The organism is Robbsia betulipollinis (genome assembly GCF_026624755.1).
Classification (GTDB): Bacteria; Pseudomonadota; Gammaproteobacteria; order Burkholderiales; family Burkholderiaceae; genus Robbsia; species Robbsia betulipollinis.
Genome location: NZ_JAPMXC010000001.1, coordinates 1,944,909 through 1,962,288, shown reverse-complemented (window position 1 = coordinate 1,962,288; position 17,380 = coordinate 1,944,909). Strand labels below are relative to the sequence as shown.

Below are 17,380 nucleotides of genomic sequence, written 5' to 3'. Positions count from 1 at the left end.
TCATGCGGCCCCCGTCGCATCGCCGCCCATGCCGTGCGCAAGCCGCCTGACGACGGGCGATGCGCCGGCCGGATCGATGCCGGCCAGCACCCGCCGGCTTTCCCCCAGGCGGCTCGCCAGTTGCAGCGCGAGCGCGTGATAGATCGCGAGATCGGGCAACTCGGCGGCATCCACCGGCGGCGCGCACTCGAACACCGCCACCGCCTCGCCCGGCTTGCCGGCGTTCAGCCAGGCGAGCGCGAGCCCGATATACGGAAACGCCCGCCGCGGCCGCAAGGCCATCAGGGCGGTGAAGATCGTGCCGGCCCGCTCGACGTCGCCCGCCGCGCTGGCCAGGAAACCGACTTCCGTCAGCAAACCGATTTCGGCGCCGGTCAGGGAGTCGTCGCCCGGCTCATCCGGCTCATCCTGTGGATGCGTACGCGGCTCGCTCCGCGCACGATCGCCCGCGTGACGTACGTGGCGGCTCAGGGGAAGACTCGTGGGGCTATGCATAAGGCTATTCATGGAGCAGCTCGGCGGCGCCGCGTGCCGGGCAGCCGGCCTTCTCGACCGCCGCGCCGCCCGCCGGCGGCTGCCCGAGCAGCGCCAGCAAGCCCGCCGCGCGCGCGCTGGCGGGATGCGCCGCGCCAGGCGCGGCGGCATGCCGGGCCAGCAGCCCGAGCAAACCGAGGGCGGCCTCATGCCGTTGCTGCGCGAGCAGGCAGTGCGCGAGCTGCAGGCTCGCGTCGAGCGCTTCCGGTGCGAGCATGCCGATGAAGGCATAGACCTGGATCGCGTCGTCATGACGCCCCAACTGCTGCAGACAGCACCCCAGACCGTCAAGGTAGGACAATGCCGTGGGCGCGTACTGCGTGAGGAAGGCAAAGATCGGCAACGCTTCGGCGAAACGCCGGCGCGCGAGCTGCGCATGCGCAAACGCGTAGACCGTTTCGAGTTCGCCGGACGTGTAGCGCTGGCTCAGCGGCGCGGCGGCGAGCGCCGCGCGCAGGCGCGCGACGCTTGCACCGATGTCCGCGCCCGGGTTTGCGTCCATGCCGGCGCTTGCGTCCATACTCACGTCCGTACCGCCGTCGGCATCGTTTATTGCAAGGGAATTCATCACCGGTCTCACACGTTGCGAATCACGGCGGCCGCGGTGTCGCTGCGCGTCTGATTCATCGTTCGGCCCATGTCGCGCAGGCTGACGATCACCTGATCCATTTTCGAGACGGCATCGCCCGCGGTGCCGGCGTTCGCCTCGCTGCGCTTGGCCATCGCCTCGTCCTGCGCCTGCTCGGCATCGTGATTTCTGGCGTCCTGGACCAGTGCCCCCGATGCCATCGTGCCCATGCCCGACACACTCTCGCTCAGCGATTTGCCCATGCCCTGCTGCATACCGGCACGCGCGGCAAGCAACTGGCCCGCATCGGACTGCAGGCCCGCGCCAACCGCCGCCTTCGTGCTGCCCAGCGACACGGTGGCACTTGCTCCCTGCAACACGCCGCCGCCGATCTGCAGCGCGCCCTGCACCATCGTCGCGGCATAGTTTTTCGCGGCCGCCTCGCGGATCTCGTTCGCGCTTTGCGACAGCGACAGCATCTGCGTATTGAGCGATGCCGTGCGATCCTGGCTGCGGGCGGTGCGTACCTCCTGCGCGAATTTCGTCATCAACGCCATCAACTGGGTAATGTCCACGCTGAGCGTCCCGGTGTCCGCATTGGCCGACAAGGCGCGCTGCAACGCGGTGCCCGCATCGGCCGACAAGGCATCGGCGGCGGGCGGCGGCAGCGTGGCGGCAGGGTTGCCCGGGGCATCGGACAGCGACGCGAGCAGGCCCAGATGCACCGCGCTCGTCCGCAGCAGCGCGTCCGGCACAGCAGACGAGGCGGACATGCCCCGTGCAGCCGCGACCGAGGTCGCGGTGTCGGCGGCGCCCTGCTCATCGGTGTCGGAAGGCAGGTATACCGCCAGGCTCGCATGCCGGAGGGATGCATCGATGGTGTTCATTTTCGGACCTCTACTGAGCGTTCCACATACTGCGGCGACGGCACCGTGCGGCCCGTCACGCGCCCGCCGGAACGAAGTTGCTGTTGATCTGACGACTGGTCTGCGACGCGTTTTCCAGCATCCCCGACAGGCGCTCGAACGCCGCCTGGAATTGCTCGACGACCTTCTTGATCTCGTCGCGCGACCGCTCCATCTGGCTCTGCAATCGCATCAGCGTCGCGGTGTTCTCCTTCATGTCCGCCCGCGCGTCGCCGACGGCCTTCTCCGCTTTCGCACGGTCCAGCGTCTGCACGCCCTGAACGACCTGGTCCACGCCCTGTGTTACGCCGCCGATGCCGCCCATCACCGCGCCGGCCGTTTTCACGGTGTTGACTGCCGTGCTCGTGGCCGCTGCCGCCGCATTCGCCGCGCCGCCCACATTGCCCATCGCCGCCATCGCGATCGCGGTCGCGATCACCGCGACCGTCGTCACCACCGCATTGAGGATCGCGAGGGTGTCGGCATGCGCGCCGAGGCACTTCGCCACGCCTGTCGCGAGCGTGCCGACCAGGCCCGGATCGATCAACGCCGCGCCGGTGCCGATACCCACGACGCCGGCGAAGATGTCGCCGGCCTTCTCGGCGGCGTCGTGACGCATGCCGAGTGCCTCGAACAGCTTGGTGCCGCCCTGCGTGAGCAATTTCGTCAGGGACAATTCGGGACCGCCCGCCGCGACGCTGATCTGGCTCGCCAGGCTCATCGTCGCGCTGGCCAGACCGATGCAGGCGACCGCCAGCAGCGGCGCCGCCGCGCCCCCCGTCGCCACCGTCGCGACTGCCGCGACGACCACGCCGACCACCGCGGCGATCGCCTTGAAAATGCTGGTCAGCCAGCCCATGATGCCGCTGTGCTTCCTGTGCGCCTTCTCGCTGTTCTTGATCCAGTCCTGGACCTTCTGCGCCTGGTCCTTGTTGCTGACGGCCGCCTTGCTGCTCGCCACGTCGATCGCGCTTTTCGCGCTGGCCAGCCGCTGGTTCAACAGGTTGTCCTGCGCGGTCTGCAACAGCAGCGCAACGTCTTCCACGTTGCCGACGAAGCTGGCCGGCGCGAGCGACGGCGCACCGTTCGCGTTGTCGAGGCCGTCGCCGCCCGTCGCGCCGGCCCCGGTTCCCTCCAGCCCGGGAAAACCGGACGCGGCGAGCGCCGCCAGCACCGCGCGGGCGGCGGCCAGCGTGGCGTCCGCCGCGGCGGGCGATCCCGCGGCGGGCGTGGACGATCCCGCGGCGGGCGATCCCGTGGTCGGGGCGTCGGTCGCATCCGCCGCGCCATCTCCCGTCGCGGGAAACGACGGCAAGGTCGAGGAACGAAGCACGGTCATGATGCGGCATCTCCTTTCAATAACGCCAGCATGGCCTGCGCGCGACGGCGCAGCGCGCGGTGTTCGGTCGTATCCTCGTCGGCAAGCGCGACCACGACGTCCAGGGTTTCCCGCGCCTCGTCGCGCCGGCCCAGCGCCAGCAGGCACTCGGCGATCCGGTAGATCGGCGCGGGGTCGCTCATGTCCATCGCGACCAGCATCCCGTACGCCTGCATCGCCTCGTCGTGCCGGCCCAGCACCTGCGCGCAGGCACCCAGGCCCCAGTGATAGCGTGGCGCCAGATGGTCGTTGAACGACAAGAATGCGAACAGACTCAACGCGTCTTCGTACCGCGCCTCTTCGTAAAGCGCGCGCGCATGGCCATAGGCCGCCTCGATCCGCTCGGGCGGATAGCCGAGCAGCGTCCCGACCGTCCCGCCGCCGGCGAGCAAATCCGGCAACTCGCGCGCCAGCGTCTCGACGCGCGAATCGTTTCCGGGAAGCGTTGCTGCATTCATGAAATGAGGTCCCGATAAGGAAATGGCACACACGCGGCACGGGCACGCCGCCCGTCAGCGCATGCTGGAAGTGATGCCGCTCTTCGCATCGTTCATCGATTTCAGGAAATTCGACGCGAGCGTCAACGCCGAGTTATAGTTCGACGACAGGCTCTGCACGCGCAACAGATCGGTTTGCTGGATATTGCTGGTCGCATCCACCTGGCTCTTCAGCGTGGTGATGTTCGCGTTCATCACGCCCAGCGAATCGCCGTTCGACGCGTAGGTGGTGGAGATGCCGTTGGCCTCGCAAATCGCCTGGATCTGGGCGGTGTTCGCTTTGAAGGTTGCTTGATCCGCCGCACTCAGGCTGTCGACGCCCTTGCTCGTATCGGTCGTATTGAACAGCGCGGTGTTTTGGTTCATCAACGCCGACACGCTGTTGAGCGCCGACATCTTGCCGTTCGCGTCCTGTACCGACTGGAGCTGCGTGCGCAGCTCGCCCTCCAGCAGGTTCGCGCGCTTGAGCTGTACCTCCATCATCAAGGTATCCAGACTTTCTCCGGGAGAGAAATCCACCGTCGCGGTAGCGGATAGGTCTTGAATGCTCGTCATATCGGCCTCGATGAGAAGTGTTCCGCCCTACACCAGGTTGCGCAGCTTGCGCGGCGCCCCGTTACGGGCGGTTGTCGGTGCATCGCTTTCGTGCTGCGTATTCACCGGTGCATGCATCGGGGAATCCCTTGGCGAAGCCATCGGCGAGTGCATCGCCCCACGCATCGATGCACTCGTCGGCACGACCCGCGCCTCGGCCGCATAGAGGTCGGCTGCGCGCAGATCGTCCTCGAAATGGCGCCGCGCCTCGGCCTCCTGCGCGGCATGCAGTTTCGCCGTCGCCGCGCGGATGTCGATTTTCGCGCGACGCCAATGGCGCGCGGCGCGGTCCATGTCGAACTCGATCTCGCGCACCACGGCTTCGGCACGCGCGATCAACGCCGCGCTCGCCTGTTGGCGGGCGGCTTCCTGATCGGCCCGATCGGCCCGATCGCCCTGCTGATCCGTCTGCTGCCGTTGCGCCATGGTCATGTCCTCTTTCGCGTGGGTCGCCGCCGACAAGGCCACGGACCATGCAGCATCGGTAACGGCTATCGCCAGCCGGTTCCATCGACTCCGCCGTCATGACGCCGCCGCCCGCCCCGCCGGCACGCGACGGAACTTCCCGCGCCCGCCGGTTACTTCTTCCGGTCACTCTCCACCCTGCTGCCATGGCACCCATCCCATTCGACGCGGGCTTCCGTACCGGGAGTCCTGTTTACGACGTCCGCGACGCCGATGCCGCCGATGTCTTTTCGCGCGCGGGCGACGCGCCGGGCGCCACCGCTACCTACCGCGGCGCGGCGCTCGCGCTGCTGCCCGAGGCACCGTCGCTGGCCGACGCCGCCGAAGAGATCAGCCTGCATTTCACCGAAGCGGCCGAAATGCTCGAACTCGACGAGCACGACGCCCGGGCCGACGAGCGGCTGGACCTCTCGGACGACGATATCGATGCCTACTTCGATGCATCGAAGCAGGACGACGGCAGTCTGCGGCGCGAACTGATCGAGGGCCTGCTGGGCAACCGTCCGCCCGGCCCGCGCGAGCGTCTGACGCACGCCCATCCGCACGACCCGAGCGGCCAGTTCCTCCTGTTGCAGCAGGCGCTCCGGCATGGCGAACGGCGTCTCGCGCAACGCACCGATCCGCAGGACCGGCAAGCCGCCCTCGCCACGCTCGAGCGGCTGCGCGATGTCGCGGCGCATCTCGCCCTGACGCAGGGGCCATGGATCCGCGCCGACCTGAACACGATCGCCGTGGCCGGCGCGTCCGGCGACACCGCCACGGACGTCCGGCGCTTCCAGACGGGCTACCGCGACGTGGTGCTGGGCAAGGGCACGCTGGCCGCCACCCTGCAGACGCTGCTGGGTCCTTTCGGCGGCACCGACCCCCGCGCCGCGCTGACCCGGCTGACGCAGGCGCTGGGCCGCGATCTGGCGGCGGCGCGCCCGTCCACCGACGCGGTGCGGCTGCACGCCCTGCTGCACGACCAGTTCCACGCGGCCACCGCGCTTACGGTGCTGGGACGCTGCGCATCGCTATCGAGTGCCGTAGCGCGCACCGCCGCGCATCTCGGCGGCGTTGCCGCCGTCACCGACGATGGTCGCCCCCACCGCCTGATGGCCGCCATCGTCGCGTTGAGCGACGAACGCTGGCCCGCCGCGAACCGCTTCGCCGCGCTCGCGAGCAGCGAGGGCGGCACAGCGGCGCACGTCCAGATCGGCCTGCTCACCGGCCTGCGCGCGATCCTGCGCGACCTGCCGGTCCAGATCTTCCACGACGGCGATCACCGCGAGCAGGTGCTGGGCGCGGCCCAGGACGCGCTCGATACGCTGATCGACGCCAGCGAGGCAGACACATGAACCACGTGGATGACGTCCTCGACGCGCTCGGCCGCGACCTGGGCCTGACCATGCTGCGCTTCGACGCGCGCGGTCATGTGTCGCTCCGTTTCGCCTCGGGTCGCCGTTTCGGTTTTGAAAAACACGATGACGCGCTGGTGCTGTTCGTCGCCGAGCCGGTGCCCCATGCGCTCGGCGAGCGCCTGCTGGACGCGATGCAGCGTGCCGACGCGAGCCAGGCGCCGCCCTGGCCGGTGCAGGTCGTGGTCCAGGATCATGCGGGGCAGCCGGCGCTGCTCGCCGTGGCGCACCTGGGCGCCCGATCGCTGTCGTTTCGCGAGGCGCGCCGCCTCCTGACGTTTCTCGATGAATGGAATCCGCCGCGATGATCGATCTCTCCTCGCAACCGTACGCGCTCGATCGCGGCCTCGACCGCATCGATTATGTCAACGACCAGCCGCTCGATGCGCTGCCCGCCGGCCTGACGACGCTGCTGCCCCCGGGCCGGCAGGCCAGCGCGTCGCTGCGGCAACTGCTCGACAGGCCCGACCTGACCGACTATCTCGAAAGTGCGTTCGAGCCGCAATTGACCGATCACGCCCTCCTGGGACCCCAGGTGTTTTCGCAAGCGCTGCACGGCGTCGCGCAGGAATTGCAGCGTACGCTCGGCGCGGCGGCGCGCAGCGACGCCGCGCGCGAAACCAGCCCGGGTGCCGCCACGGACAACGGCGCGGGTGCCGGCGGCGACAGGATCCTCGCGCGCGCACTGCGCGTGGTGCGGCGTGAACTGGATCTGCGTGCCGAGGTGACCATGAACTGGAACCTGCTGCACAAGGGATGACGATGCCGCGAACCCTCGACGCGTCGCCGGTGGCCGGCGCCCCGCCCGCCCTGACGCCGCAAAGCCTGGCCCTGCTGGAATTGCTCGCCTTCGTCTACCTGCAGAACCGCCGCCCGGACAATGCCGCGACGCTGCTGGAAGCCCTGCTCGCCACCGGCGCGGCGAACGAGCGCGCGTGCGGCGCGCTCGCGCTCGCGCAGTTGCGCATCGGCCGGCCCGGCGCCGCGCTGACGACGCTCGAACGGGCGACGCTGCGCACCCGGCTCGAACCCGCCTTCCAGTTGCTGCGCGCGCAGGCGCTCGGCGCGCTGCACCGCCCGGACGAAGCCGCCGCGGCCATGGCGGCTTTCGTCGACGCGCGCCGCGCGCGCGCCACGGCGGCGCCACACGCATGAGCGCCTCCCTGTACCATCGGCTGCAACGCGCGGTCGCGCTCGCCACCAGCCGCAACGATATCCTGCTCGCCATCGGGCTGATCGCGGTCGTCTTCATGATGATCCTGCCGCTGCCGACCTGGCTGGTCGACGTGCTGATCGCGATGAACATGACGCTCTCGGCGGTGCTGCTGATGGTGGCGATGTACCTGCCGTCGCCGCTCGCGTTCTCGTCGTTTCCGTCGGTGCTGCTGATCACGACGCTGTTCCGGCTGTCGATCTCGATTTCCACCACGCGGCTGATCCTGCTGCAGGGCGACGCCGGGCACATCGTCGAGACCTTCGGCAATTTCGTGGTCGGCGGCAATCTCGTGGTTGGGCTCGTGGTCTTCCTGATTCTGACGATCGTCCAGTTCGTCGTCATCACGAAGGGCGCCGAGCGCGTCGCCGAGGTGGCCGCACGCTTCTCGCTCGACGCGATGCCGGGCAAGCAGATGTCGATCGATGCCGACATGCGCGCCGGCGCGATCGATCTGACCGAAGCGCGGCAGCGCCGCCAGCGCGTCGAAAAGGAGAGCCAGCTCTACGGCTCGATGGACGGCGCGATGAAGTTCGTCAAGGGCGACGCGATCGCCGGACTGATCATCGTCGCGGTCAATCTGCTCGGCGGCATCGTCATCGGCACGATGCAGCAGGGCATGAGCGCGGGCGACGCGGTGGCCACCTACTCGGTGCTGACGATCGGCGACGGCCTGATCGCGCAGATTCCCGCGCTGTTCATCGCGATCTGCGCCGGCATCATGGTCACGCGGGTGCAGGTCGACGACAACGTGTCGAACGTCGGCCGCGACATCGGCACGCAGATTCTCGCGCAGCCGCGCGCGCTGCTGATCGGCGCGCTCATCGCGCTCGGCATGGGATTGATCCCCGGCATGCCGATGGGCGCGTTCGCCGCGCTCGCCATTCCGATCGCGCTCGTCGGCTTCGTCCTGCTGCGCGCCACCCGGCGCGTCGTCGACGAAAAGACCGGCGCGGTGACCGAAATCCACGACATTCCCGGCCTGCGCGCGGCGGGTGCCGGCCCCGGATCCTCTGCATCGGCCGCGCCGGCGGCGGCCGAGCAGGCGGAATTCGTGCCCACGGTGCCGCTGATCGTGGAGATCGCCGCCGGGCTGCGGCGCAGCTTCGACGCGCAGGTGCTCGACCAGGAACTGCTGAAGATCCGCCGCGCGCTGTATGCGGACCTCGGCGTGCCGTTTCCCGGCATCTCGCTGCGCTTCTCGGAAAGGCTCACCGAGGAGCGGTACCACATCCTGCTGTCCGAGGTACCGGTGGCGACCGGCCGGCTGCGCCCCGACCATCTGCTGGTGCGCGACCAGCAGCATCACCTCGAAGCGCTGCAATTGCCGTTCGAAACCGATACCGCCTTCCTGCCGAACATTCCCACGCTCTGGGCACCGGCGACGCTGCGCCAGACGCTGAGCGATGCCGGCATCGTCACCCTCGACGCGAGCCAGACCCTGACCTATCACCTCGCCTTCGTGCTGAAGAAATATTCGGCGGAATTCATCGGCATCCAGGAAACGCGCTTTTTGATCGATGCGATGGAGACGCGCTTCCCCGATCTGACCAAGGAGGCGCTGCGCGTGATGCCGGTGCAGAAGATCGCGGAGATCCTGCAACGGCTGGTGTCCGAGGACATTTCCGTGCGCAATCTGCGCGGCGTGCTCGAGGCGCTGGTCGAGTGGGGGCAGAAGGAAAAGGATTCGGTGCTGTTGACGGAGTACGTACGCATCAGCCAGAAGCGCCACATCAGCTACAAGTTCTCGAGCGGGCGCAATATCCTGCCGGCCTACCTGCTCGCGCCGTCGATCGAGGACACGCTGCGCGCGTCGATTCGCCAGACCTCGGGCGGCAGCTATCTCGCGCTCGACCCCGGCGTGACGAAAGCGCTGGTGAGCGCGATCCAGCGCACCGTCGGCGAGCTGGGTCGCGCCGGGCATCGTCCGGTGCTGTTGACGTCGATGGATATCCGGCGCTATCTGCGCAAGCTGATCGAAGCCGACCTCTACGAACTGCCGGTCCTGTCGTATCAGGAGTTGACGCCCGAGATCAACGTCCAGCCGCTCGACCGTGTCGTGCTGTAAGGGGGTGGCGACGCCTGCAAGGCACGGCGGGCATGGCGGGCGATGGCAGCGCCTCCTGCCGCCTGCCGTCACCCTATGCGCCGGCGGAACCGCCGACGCCTTCCTCCATCCGCCCGTCAGGCAGACTCGCGAGCGCGGTGGCAAGGTCGTCGAATACCGGAAACAACGCAATGAAACCGCTCATCTCGAAAACCTCGCGCACATTCGGCGTCAACGTCGCCAGCACGACGCCGCCCCCCGCGCGAGGCAGGCGCTTGCCGGCCATCAGCACCACGCGCAGGCCGATCGAACTGATGTAGACGAGGCGGGAAAAATCGAGGACCAGTTGCCGGCCGCCTTCCGCGACATGACGTTCGATCGCGGCTTCGAGCAGGGGCGCGCCGATGCCGTCGAGCCTGCCGACCGGGCGCAGGACATGATGCGCGCCGATCGATTCCTGTTCAAGCTGCATGATGAAGACTCCTTGGTAAAACACTGCTGGATACGAAAACCGCACCCCTGTCGCGCCATCTTATCGCCGTCATCGCTTTCCCGGCCATACCATGAAGAGAAAAGATCAGGATTGCTTGCGTGAAACGCCTGCATTCGATGCGACGGTGTCCGACGGCGCTGGCGTTCCCGCCGAGCTCGACGACGCCGGATTCGATGCGGCGCATGCCGCGTTCGAGTTTCGCGTGCTCGCGGGACTGCATGCCGGCGCACGGTTCGCATGGCCGCCCGCGACTGCCGCCAGCGTGCGTATCGGTGCCCGTGCCGACTGCGATATCGTCCTGCAGGACGCGGCGCTGGCAGCGCGGATCCTGCATGTCCGGCTCGCGTCGGACCGGCGCGGCTGGCACGTGCGGGAGACCGCGACGCCGCAGCAGGAAGACCGCTCACCGGGTGCCGGCGGGGACGTCCCCGGGGAAGGCGCCGGGGAAGGCGCCGGAGAGGATGCCAACGCCGCCTTCGCATTCGGGCAGGCGCTGGTCTTGTCCGGGCTCGCATGCACGGTTGCCCTCGCGGGCACGCGCTGGCCGACGCAGAACGCGGCCCTCGCCGGCGGCACCGCCCTGGCCCGCGAGGAAGCCCCGCGCGCCGACGGCGCGACGGGCGCGCGGCCCGACGCGATACGCGACGGTGCCCTGTCGGACGTGACGTCGGACGGCCCTGCGCCCGTGCACGCCCTCCGCGACGCGTCGGCATCGCGCCTCGACACCGACACGAAGAAGGCGGTCGCCGCAGCCGCAGCAACCGACGCCGATGCCCCGGCGGCGGCGGACCGCCGCGCCCGGCCCCGCGGCTGGCGACGCGCCGGCCTCCCGGTTGCCATTGCGATCGGGCTGGCCATGCCGCTGGTCATGATGTTCACCCCGCTGCCGGGCTTGCTGCGGCATGCGCTTCCGCACGCCGTCGCGTCGGCGCATGCGGGGCCGCCGCAGAACCAATCGCCCGCCGCGGTTACCAAGCTGTTGGAGCGTCTGGGTCTGGCGCAGCGTCTGCATCTCGGGACGACCGACGACGGGCTGATCGCGGTGACCGGCTGGCTGGCCGATACCGCGCAGCGCGACGCGCTCGCCGACGCCCTTGCGCAACTGACGCCGATGCCGGCGATGCGCGTCCTGATCGAAACCGAAGCGGTCGCGACGGCGCAGCAGCTGGCGGACACGTTTTCCGCCACGATCGAGGCGCGCTACGACGGCGCCGGTCGCGTCGATCTGTCCGGCGCGATCGACACCGACACGCAGCGCGACGCGTTGCGCCGGGCGTTTCGCGAGCAGGTGCCGGGCGCGGTGTTGATCGACCGGCACCTGCTGCCGCGCGCGGCCATCGAGCAGGCGCTGCGGGACGCGCTGCGCGGGGCCGGCATCGTCGGCGCACGGGTGACGTGGACGACGGCGGCGTTGGAGATCGATGCCCCGGCCGGCACCGACGCGGACCGGTTCGACCGCGCGCTGACGGCCTTTCGCGGCGTCTACGGCAAGCGCCTGCCGCTGCGCGCGCGCATGGGAACGGCGTCGGCGCCGTTCGTCGCGACGGGTCTGCCGTTCGCGATCGTGTCGGTGACCGGCGGCGCGTTGCCGTCGGTGGTCGTCGCGGGGGGTGGCCGGCTGTTGCCCGGCGGAGCGTATCGCCAGTATCGGCTGGTATCGGTCGAGGAAGGACGGATCGTGTTCGATGGACCCCGGCGCGTGATCGTCGCGCGTTGATTGTCGTAACCGCAACGGAATGGGACATGTCATCTGGTATCGTCACCCCGCTCGAATCCCGGCTTGCCGGCAGCGACGGCGCACACGTGGGCGAGCGCCTCGCCGAGCAGTTCGCGCAGGCGCAGACGCGCCTGGAGCGGCGTCTGCGCCGGGGCCTGCCGCCGGACCATTTCGCCATCGTGCTCGCGTGCGCCGAGGCGCTGCGCGCCGCGCGCGCCGTGCTCGCGGCGCAACCCGGCGGACCGCCGCGCACCGAGCCGCACCCCCTCCTCTCACCGATCGCGTCCTCCAGGAACTGACCATGTCCACGTTCGGCAATATCGGCACCACCGGCGGCAGCGGCGGCATCACCTTCGACAGTGTTTCGACGTCGATGACGTCCGCCCTCTCCAGCGCCGAAAGCAATATCAGCTCGCTGCTCAGCACCGCCGGCAACAGCACGTCGACCACCGATCTGCTCGCCCTGCAGGTCGCGATCCAGAAATGGACCCTGATCGGCAGTGTGCAGAGCACGCTGGTGAAGGATCTGGGCGACTCGCTGAAAGGCATCATCCAGAAAGCAAGCTAACTTGTGCCGGAACCTCTGGAAGATGACGCCGACGCTGCCTTCCTATCGCGCCCTGCTCGAGGAACTCGCGCTGCTTGACGGGTTGTGCGCCACGCGCCTGCTGGCGTCGGAGGAATTGCTGATCGGCGAATTGCGCATCGGCCTGATGTGCGAAGGCGACGCGCACAATGGCGACATCCTGCTCTATACGTCGCTGGGCAAGCCCGCGCGGGAACGCGAGCAGGCGATCGACCGTCTGCTGCTCGAAGCCAATCATCTCGGCACCGGCACGGCGGGCTGCACGCTCGGGCGGCACAGCACGACCGGCGTCGTGACCTTGTGCGCGCGCACGCCGATTCCCCTGACCCACGCGCTGTCGCTGTCCGACCTGCTGCAGGCCTTTCACGCCATCGCCATACTGTGGCGCGACGAGATCGAACGCCCATGCGAACCGCGGGCGCACGAGATGAACTGAAATGCCGGAGTCGAGACGCCGCGCCAAGCTCTCCGTGCGCGCCGTCTGCCGGCGCCGGGCGTTGCGCGTAGCCATGCCACGTTCAGGGCATGCAGTCCCCGGAAACGGGGTCGAAGCGCCACTGATTCTCGATCGCCACCGATATCGTGGTCGCGCCCCGCACGGCGAGGATCCGCTCCGGCTGATCGCCGCGCGCCCTGGCATCCGGGATGCCGGCATCCCCCGCGAAGAGCCGGTCGAGCCATTGCGCGGTTTCCCGCTGCGCTGCCGCGTCGCGTTCCGCCGGGCGCTCCGCCGGGCGTTGTGCTGCGCGTTGTGTCGTGCGTTGTGTCGCGCCTGACGGCGCGGCATGGCTGGCCGCGCGCCGGATCGAAAACGACGTGGCGAACGTGACGTGGCTCTCGCCCGCGCCGCGCGCCACACGCCAGCGCGCCTCGGGCTCGCCCCGGTATCCCGCCACCGGATAGACCGCCCGTATGCGCACTTCCATGTCCTGGCCCGCGCCCCCGGCCACTTCGAAAGCGAAGCTCGGATGCTGCGCGAGGCGCAGGTACTGCTCCTGTTCGACGAAAAACAGATCGCACTCTTCATCCACGTCATCGGACGCCCGGAAGACATCGCACGTGCTCGCGACCAATCCGTAAATGGCCTTGGTGACGCCGAGCAGACCGGAGACGGCGGTCATCATCGCATGATCCGCACGACAGGCCTGATACAGCCGCGCGAAAACGGCGGCCTGCGCGGCGTTGACCGGCCGCGATCCCGCGCCGGCGACTGGCGGAAGCAACGGGAGCGGCGCGGAGAACGCCGCCGCCTCCCCGGCGCCTGCCGGACGCGCCGCCGCCACGGCCGCGCTGTCCGGAAAGGTCAACGCCAGATCGGCCGCCTCGGCGGCGAACCCCGGGTCGAGCCGGTAGCCGCCGTAGTCCTGCGGCGTGCCCACCGGAAAACCGGCGACGAAGCGCACGCCGCCCTGGCTCGGGGACGCCGCGTCGAAGTCCAGCGGATAGGGTCCCGTGGACAGCCTGCCGAGCGCGACCGGGAACCGCTCGCGCGCAACGGTATCGAAACCGTTTCCGACACCGTCCGCCGCGAAGCGCGGCCGTATTTCGCACACCGCCCCCAGCGGCGCGATCTGCGCGGGCGCGAGGGACTGCCACAGGGCCGCCGGGCCGGCCGCTCGGGACGCGGGCAGCGCCGACGCCGCGGCGTCGGGATGACGCTCGCCGAGACGGCGCAGCGCTTCCTGGATGGCACGTACCGGAACGTGCCGGGTCCCGTCGACCGGGCCATGGACACCGAGCAGGGCCATCGGAAACGGGCTGACCATGCGCAGCATTTCATCGGCGAGGTCGCGCTCGCTTGCCGGCATCGCAGGGCGCACCCCTGCCGCGGCTGCGCCGCTTCCCGAAGGGCGCACCTGCGCCGTCCGCCCGGCCAGCCCCGTCTCCTGCACCGGATACGCCGCCGCCATGGCGGTCGCCGCGCTGATGAGCGGATCGACATGCTGCGCCGCGCCGTCGAGCATGACGTTGCGCAATTGCGCGCCGAGCGTCTCGCCCACCGTCCCCGCCGCCTGAGCGGCCGACGTTGCCGCCGGATCGGCATGCGCCGGGGTAACCGTCCGGTCCCTGCCCACTCCTGCCGGTGAATCCATTTTTACGACCTCGAACAAAAGGGGGTCAGACAAACGTCGACGTAGAGGGTAACGCCATGTGCCGCGCCGCCGCATCCGGCGCCGGATGCAGCAGCGATGGCAAGGTGTGCAGCAATTCGATGCCTTGACGCAGGAACGATTCGACCGCGAGCACGGCCTGCGCAGCCGCGCCGTCCGCAGCGAGATCGATCGTCTTGAAAAGAATGATCCGGTCGAGCAGCGGGTCGAAGCCGAAATGCGCGCAATGCCGCGTGGCGCGCGGCACGGCGATCTGCAGCAAATTCCCGAGCACCCGTGCACGATCCCGCTCGCCGCTCGCGCCGAGCGCAATGAGCGGCGCATGCAGGCGCACCTGCCGCGCATCCGGGGCCGCGCTGATCGTCAACTCGAAGGTTTCATGGAAAACCAGCGTGCAGGCGCCCGCGTGCGCCGCCGCGGCAAGATCCAGCCGGGACGCCAGTCCCAGCGCCGCGAGGAGATCGACATAACGCATCGCTTTTCCCGAAAAACCGTTATTCAGATGCCGCCAGCAATGGCAGCGCCGCGTTCCACCGGAAACACTGGTCGACGAAGGAGGCCACCGAGCGCAACGCCTGCTCGGTATCGATCCCGCAAAGAGGCTGTGCCTTCGACAAGGTCACACGGTCCCGTTCGGCGTCGAAGCCGAAATACGCACCATCGGTGGCAACCCCGAACAGGTGAATCTGCATCAATGCCGCGAACACGCGCGCCCGGGCAGCGGCCCCGCCCACGGCTGGCGCGAGCACCGCGTGCAGATGGACGACATCGCGCGCCGCCGCTTCCGTGCCGCCGCGCGGAGCCGGTTCGCGGGCCTCCGGCGCGTCGCTCGCGAATTGCACCATGACGTCCACCGCAGCGTCGAAGCGAATCGTATAGGTCCGGTCGCGATCGTCGTCATGTTCCGGGCGCGCAGTGCCCGTGAGATCCAGCCGCATTTCCAGACTCAGCGCGCCGATCAGCTCGGTGTAGTTCATCCATCCCCTCCGGGAACCCTTCGTTCGTCCCTGCCGATCGAACCGGATCGTGGGTAACCGGAAGGTCGGGCAGAGTTCCATGCGGGCGCCGGACGGGACCGCGACCGCTAGAACCGCAACACGCCGTTGACCGAAATCTGCGTGGCGTTCGCGCGGCCGTCGTCGCGGTGCTGCTTGCCCAGTTCGAGCGTCACGCTGGCGCCGCGCAGTCCCAGCGCGTGGAAATCCGGTGCGCTGACGAAGCGCGTGCCGATACCGTAGTCGGCCGCGTGCACGGCGCCGTGTTCGTATGACTGGGCGTTATGGCGGAACACCGCACCGTACCCTGCGAACGCGTACGGCGCGACGCCGAGCGTGACACCCCGCTCGGACACCTGCCAGGGCGACGATATCTCGCCGCGCGCCACATAGCCGGCGTCACCCAGCAAGGTGCCCCAGTTGAAACTCGACAGACCGTCGGGCGACGCGATGTTGAGCATTTCCGAATAGACGAGCGACTGGTTGAACGCGGTCTGTCCGCGCGCCTTCACGTCGAGCGCGAGATGCGGCGCGAACGTCTGCGTATAGCCCAGACTCAGGTCCAGCTTGCGCAGCGCGTCGGTGGAATTGGCGCGCGAGAGCGTCGTGCCGTTTTCGTAGTCTTCCTCGGCCGAGCGCGCGCCCAGCTTGTCCAGACCCACGGAGAAGGCCACCCTGCCGGTCAGCACGCCGGCGCGGGGCGCGTGCCAGGCGAACGCGTTCGCGAAACGCAGGATGCGCAGGCGGTCGAGCGCCGCGGTATCGTTGCCGGCCAGCCCGAAGCGCTCTTCGGTCGCATCGAAACCGATTTCCTGCGAGGTCATCCAGTCGCGCCCGCCGATATAGTCGGTCCGGTAGTGGATCGACAGGCGTTTGTAGTGGCTGCTGGCCAGCGTGGACAGATCGTCGATCGGCGCGAGGGTGCGGGCGTCGGTGTATTCCAGGTTCAGGCTGGTGCCGGTGAGGCCCAGCGGCAGCACGACGCCGGCGGCCAGCACGCGGTCGCGCGACGTGCTCGAGAAAAAGCCGTCGGAACCGAGCGCCGGATGGCCCGCCGCGCGCAGATAGAAACGCTCGCCATACCCGCTCGGCGAATTGAAGTCGATGCCGGCGTTTACCCAGTCGCGTCCCAGCGACGAGCCATAACCGTTCCCCGCGCCGACAAAGCCCTCGACGGGGCGCGTGACGACGGTCACGGACAGCACCTTCGCATCGGGCGTATCGCCCGGCAGGATGACCGCATGCAGACGCATGCCGGCGGGCTGCTCGGCGAACATCATGCGCTGCTCGATCGCGCCCAGCGTCACGTCGCGATGACCGATCAACGGGTGCAGGGTCGCGGCGATGCGCGTCTGGTTGCGGCCCGAGACGCCGGCGATGTCGATGCGATCGATGTAGGCGCCCACGAGGGTCAACCGCAGCGGCTGGTCGTCCTGGATCTGCCCGGGTGCGAGATCGACGCGCATCAGAACGTACCCCGCCTGCGCGTACGCGGTTTCGAGCGCGCGCGCCGCCGCGTAGACGTCGTTCACGGTCACGGTCCGATCCTGCAGGCGCCGCACCAGCGTATCGTCGGCCGCGCGCAGCGACGGCAGGCCACCCTCAAGCTGTACCTCGCGCAGATGCACGCTGCGCTGCCCTTCGCCCTCGGCCGGCGTCTGCGCCGCGAGCGGCAGACCGTCGACAAGCGGCTGCAAATGCGGTTGGGCGCCGTCCGGCGCGAAGCTTGGCGGCACGACCTGACTGGCGCTCTGCGCCAGGGCGCCGCCCGACGCGGCGAGCAGCAGCGCCGCAGTGACGCTCAGGGTCCGGAGGCGAAAAGGTGCAATGGTCATCTGTTGTCGGCTGAAAGTTCAACAGATGCTAAAGTAGCGCGGACC

The 17,380-nt window shown here is 69.1% G+C and carries 21 protein-coding genes; 9 read left to right on the top strand and 12 right to left on the bottom strand.

What is annotated here, in order from left to right:
• From OVY01_RS08535 to OVY01_RS08505, 7 genes are read right to left on the bottom strand one after another with little or no spacing between them, the layout of a single operon-like run.
• The gene (locus OVY01_RS08535) at positions 1 to 495 is read right to left on the bottom strand and encodes a tetratricopeptide repeat protein (protein WP_267847032.1); all 495 of its coding nucleotides are present in this window, start codon (positions 493 to 495) and stop codon (positions 1 to 3) included.
• A 4-nt stretch (positions 496 to 499) separates the two neighbouring features.
• Positions 500 to 1,054: a tetratricopeptide repeat protein gene (locus OVY01_RS08530; RefSeq protein WP_267847031.1), complete on the bottom strand. Its 555-nt coding sequence runs from the start codon at positions 1,052 to 1,054 to the stop codon at positions 500 to 502.
• Between the two features lie 56 nt (positions 1,055 to 1,110).
• Complete coding sequence (locus tag OVY01_RS08525; protein ID WP_267847030.1) at positions 1,111 to 1,989, bottom strand: hypothetical protein; 879 nt, start codon at positions 1,987 to 1,989, stop codon at positions 1,111 to 1,113.
• A gap of 55 nt (positions 1,990 to 2,044) precedes the next feature.
• Positions 2,045 to 3,346, bottom strand: a complete 1,302-nt coding sequence (gene sctE, locus OVY01_RS08520; protein ID WP_267847029.1) for a type III secretion system translocon subunit SseC family protein — start codon at positions 3,344 to 3,346, stop codon at positions 2,045 to 2,047.
• Positions 3,343 to 3,843, bottom strand: a complete 501-nt coding sequence (locus OVY01_RS08515) for a SycD/LcrH family type III secretion system chaperone (protein ID WP_267847028.1) — start codon at positions 3,841 to 3,843, stop codon at positions 3,343 to 3,345. The genes sctE and OVY01_RS08515 overlap by 4 nt, the downstream gene beginning before the upstream one ends.
• A 54-nt stretch (positions 3,844 to 3,897) precedes the next feature.
• Positions 3,898 to 4,437: a hypothetical protein gene (locus OVY01_RS08510; RefSeq protein ID WP_267847027.1), complete on the bottom strand. Its 540-nt coding sequence runs from the start codon at positions 4,435 to 4,437 to the stop codon at positions 3,898 to 3,900.
• A gap of 27 nt (positions 4,438 to 4,464) precedes the next feature.
• Positions 4,465 to 4,902: a hypothetical protein gene (locus OVY01_RS08505; protein WP_267847026.1), complete on the bottom strand. Its 438-nt coding sequence runs from the start codon at positions 4,900 to 4,902 to the stop codon at positions 4,465 to 4,467.
• 185 nt (positions 4,903 to 5,087) lie between these two features.
• Between OVY01_RS08505 and OVY01_RS08500 the strand changes: the two genes are divergently transcribed.
• From OVY01_RS08500 to sctV, 5 genes are read left to right on the top strand one after another with little or no spacing between them, the layout of a single operon-like run.
• Positions 5,088 to 6,278 carry a TyeA family type III secretion system gatekeeper subunit gene (locus OVY01_RS08500; protein WP_267847025.1) on the top strand — a complete coding sequence of 397 codons (1,191 nt, stop codon included), beginning with the start codon at positions 5,088 to 5,090 and terminating at the stop codon, positions 6,276 to 6,278.
• Entirely contained in the window at positions 6,275 to 6,646 is a 372-nt protein-coding gene (locus OVY01_RS08495; protein ID WP_267847024.1) for a type III secretion system chaperone family protein, read from the top strand. Before OVY01_RS08500 ends, OVY01_RS08495 begins: the two co-directional genes overlap by 4 nt.
• A complete protein-coding gene (gene sctX, locus OVY01_RS08490; protein ID WP_267847023.1) occupies positions 6,643 to 7,098 on the top strand; it encodes a type III secretion apparatus assembly protein SctX in 456 nt (151 codons plus the stop codon). The genes OVY01_RS08495 and sctX overlap by 4 nt, the downstream gene beginning before the upstream one ends.
• A gap of 2 nt (positions 7,099 to 7,100) precedes the next feature.
• Positions 7,101 to 7,493, top strand: a complete 393-nt coding sequence (sctY, locus tag OVY01_RS08485) for a type III secretion apparatus assembly chaperone SctY (protein ID WP_267847022.1) — start codon at positions 7,101 to 7,103, stop codon at positions 7,491 to 7,493.
• Positions 7,490 to 9,619, top strand: a complete 2,130-nt coding sequence (gene sctV / locus OVY01_RS08480; RefSeq protein ID WP_267847021.1) for a type III secretion system export apparatus subunit SctV — start codon at positions 7,490 to 7,492, stop codon at positions 9,617 to 9,619. Before sctY ends, sctV begins: the two co-directional genes overlap by 4 nt.
• Positions 9,620 to 9,692: 73 nt before the next feature.
• On the opposite strand, the gene OVY01_RS08475 is transcribed toward sctV, so the two are convergent.
• Complete coding sequence (locus tag OVY01_RS08475; protein WP_267847020.1) at positions 9,693 to 10,070, bottom strand: STAS domain-containing protein; 378 nt, start codon at positions 10,068 to 10,070, stop codon at positions 9,693 to 9,695.
• A 91-nt stretch (positions 10,071 to 10,161) separates the two neighbouring features.
• On the opposite strand from OVY01_RS08475, the gene sctD reads away from it, so the two are divergent.
• The 4 genes from sctD to OVY01_RS08455 are packed head-to-tail and all read left to right on the top strand — an operon-like array spanning position 10,162 to position 12,830.
• Entirely contained in the window at positions 10,162 to 11,808 is a 1,647-nt protein-coding gene (sctD, locus tag OVY01_RS08470) for a type III secretion system inner membrane ring subunit SctD (RefSeq protein ID WP_267847019.1), read from the top strand.
• A gap of 26 nt (positions 11,809 to 11,834) precedes the next feature.
• Entirely contained in the window at positions 11,835 to 12,107 is a 273-nt protein-coding gene (locus OVY01_RS08465; protein WP_267847018.1) for an EscE/YscE/SsaE family type III secretion system needle protein co-chaperone, read from the top strand.
• Between the two features lie 2 nt (positions 12,108 to 12,109).
• Positions 12,110 to 12,376 carry an EscF/YscF/HrpA family type III secretion system needle major subunit gene (locus tag OVY01_RS08460; protein WP_267847017.1) on the top strand — a complete coding sequence of 89 codons (267 nt, stop codon included), beginning with the start codon at positions 12,110 to 12,112 and terminating at the stop codon, positions 12,374 to 12,376.
• A gap of 22 nt (positions 12,377 to 12,398) precedes the next feature.
• Positions 12,399 to 12,830, top strand: coding sequence for a type III secretion system chaperone (locus tag OVY01_RS08455; protein ID WP_267847016.1), 432 nt, complete (start codon positions 12,399 to 12,401; stop codon positions 12,828 to 12,830).
• 82 nt (positions 12,831 to 12,912) lie between these two features.
• On the opposite strand, the gene OVY01_RS08450 is transcribed toward OVY01_RS08455, so the two are convergent.
• The 4 genes from OVY01_RS08450 to OVY01_RS08435 form a co-directional block, all read right to left on the bottom strand.
• Positions 12,913 to 14,487 (bottom strand): hypothetical protein, encoded by a 1,575-nt coding sequence (locus tag OVY01_RS08450; RefSeq protein WP_267847015.1) that lies wholly within the window; start codon positions 14,485 to 14,487, stop codon positions 12,913 to 12,915.
• A gap of 25 nt (positions 14,488 to 14,512) precedes the next feature.
• Positions 14,513 to 14,980, bottom strand: a complete 468-nt coding sequence (locus OVY01_RS08445; protein ID WP_267847014.1) for a type III secretion system chaperone — start codon at positions 14,978 to 14,980, stop codon at positions 14,513 to 14,515.
• Positions 14,981 to 14,999: 19 nt separating this feature from the next.
• A complete protein-coding gene (locus tag OVY01_RS08440; protein WP_267847013.1) occupies positions 15,000 to 15,482 on the bottom strand; it encodes a type III secretion system chaperone in 483 nt (160 codons plus the stop codon).
• 107 nt (positions 15,483 to 15,589) lie between these two features.
• On the bottom strand, positions 15,590 to 17,335 hold the full coding sequence (locus tag OVY01_RS08435) for a ShlB/FhaC/HecB family hemolysin secretion/activation protein (RefSeq protein ID WP_267847012.1): 1,746 nt from the start codon (positions 17,333 to 17,335) through the stop codon (positions 15,590 to 15,592).
• Positions 17,336 to 17,380: the final 45 nt, after the last annotated feature.